We start from the raw sequence: 1,981 nt of genomic DNA on the forward strand, positions 1-1,981 counted from the left end.
GCTCGAAGGCCGTTCCGCGGCGCTCCAACAGGCAGTCGGCCGAGACCGGCCGCCGCTGACCGAAAGAGCGTCAACACCTGACCGATCAACGTCAACGATGGGCGATGCGGGGGTCCATCGCGTCTCGCGGTTGCGTAGTCAATGGTGATGACTCTGATCGCCTGCTGCCGCGCTGGTGACGAATCGTCATCCATTGTTCGTCAATCCGCGATGGGTGCCGGCTAGTGGCCCCGGGTGAGGGTGTCGTAGACGCCGGCCACGCGCAACTGCCGTTGTAGGAAATCGCTGAGTTCGCGTACGACTAATGCAGTGCCGAACTGCTGGGCGGTTCGGTGGGCGGCAAGAAGCGTCCCCAAGCCGTTGGAGTCGATGAAGGTCACCCGCAGCATGTCCACCACCAGTTTGGGTGGGCGTCGTCGTGTGACCTCGTTCACAACTGCGGCGAGCAGTTCGGCGGACGTGGCCATGTCAATTTCCCCGCCGACGTGGAGCAGCGTGCTGCCGTCGGCGGCAAGGGACGTGCTGATGGTGAAGTTACCCATGAGTCCCGTGTTCTTCCACGTCCAGGTGCCTCCGCCCGTCCACCCTTTCCCAGAACCATAACCGCCAGCGGCTCCATGCTGCGCGCGGTGTTGCAGATCGAAACAGCACAACCGCTATTCAAATGGCTATTCAGCTCAAGCCGCCGCACAGCGGGTACGACAACATCGCCGACGGTCGACCCGGCGCCCCGCGCCGGCCTGGTCACCCCTCCCGCCCTGGCGCGGTTGCTTCGTTCGGCGGTCAAGCCAAGCTCGGGGCCGTTGACGCCGACCCCGCCGCGGTCGGCTTTGTTGCACGGCAGACCTCCACGCCGATGTCTGCACGAGAGGTGTCCAGCATCGGCACGGCCCCGGCATCATCAGACTGCAGAGGAGCCCTGATGGGTGATCATCGACCGCTCGCGGTGGGAGCGGTCCCCGCCGTGGTTCGCACACTCGGTCCATCTGCCGCGTCGGCCGTCGCTGACCTCCGATCGCCGGGCGTCGACCAGCTTGACGTAAGGCGTACCAAGCAGTCCGTGCGGCCGACCGACGGGCAGCTCGGGCGGTGGCCAGCGGGGCGTGGCCGCGGGTGCCGGTACCCAGTTCAGCCGCCGACGGGCGCTGGAGGCGAATCCCCGATAAGGACACGTTCCCGAGCAGCCGGCCCAGACCTGCTCCCACCGGGGTGAGCGAGACCGGGGGCGACCCGCTATGTTCCGACACGGCCTGATAGGTGCCGATGGGGCGTGGATTGCCGCCATCGCACCGATAGGCCTGCCCCCTCCGCGTCGAAGCGCGCGAACCCTTGCACTTGGAGGAATGACCGTGACGGTTACCGAAGAGAACCGCTTGTCCCACTACGAGCGAAGCGGTGGCGCGGCGCGGGACCAAGTGGTGACCTCAGCCAAGCCGGAGATCGTCTGAGCATGGAAGCGGCACGGCTCAAGGAAAGCTGGTCCCTGGTTGCCGCGCACGGCGAGCAGGTACCGATCTACTTCTACTCCACCCTGTTCCTGGCATATCCCGAGACCCGGCAGATGTTCCCGACGAACATGGCCGGCCAGCGGGACAAGCTGGTGTCCGCGTTGGGGCACATCGTCTCCCACGTCGACCAGCTCGACCGGCTCGTCGAGTTCCTCCAGCAGCTCGGCGCGGACCACCGCAAGTACGCGGTGCGCGCCGAGCATTACCCGGCGGTCGGGGAGGCGCTGCTCGCGACGCTGCGGCACTTCCTGCGGGATGCGTGGACCGACGACCTCGCCAAGGACTGGGCCGACGCCTACGCGCTGATCGCGCAGGTCATGATCGAGGCTGCGGAGAAGGCTGAGGCGGTCGACCCCCCGTGGTGGGAGGCGGAGATCGTCAGCCACGAGCAGCGGACGTTCGACGTGGCGGTGCTGACGGTGCGGCCCAATTACCTGTTGAGGTTCACGCCCGGCCAATCCATCGGGGTGGCC

Annotated in this window: 2 protein-coding genes; one reads left to right on the forward strand and one right to left on the reverse strand. The window is 66.8% G+C overall.

What is annotated here, in order from left to right; genetic code table 11:
• Positions 1-221: 221 nt before the first annotated feature.
• Positions 222-542, reverse strand: coding sequence for an STAS domain-containing protein (locus ACWEVO_RS35735; RefSeq protein WP_452311818.1), 321 nt, complete (start codon positions 540-542; stop codon positions 222-224).
• A gap of 908 nt (positions 543-1,450) precedes the next feature.
• Here ACWEVO_RS35735 and ACWEVO_RS35740 point away from each other — a divergent pair.
• The coding region (locus tag ACWEVO_RS35740) for a globin domain-containing protein (RefSeq protein WP_452311819.1) at positions 1,451-1,981 on the forward strand (531 nt) is incomplete at its 3' end.

The organism is Micromonospora sp. NPDC003776, from assembly GCF_053605645.1.

What these genes read in the sequence shown, in the direction of transcription:
- ACWEVO_RS35735 (WP_452311818.1), bottom strand. Translation starts at nt 542, where the DNA reads ATGGGTAACTTCACCATCAGCACGTCCCTTGCCGCCGACGGCAGCACG.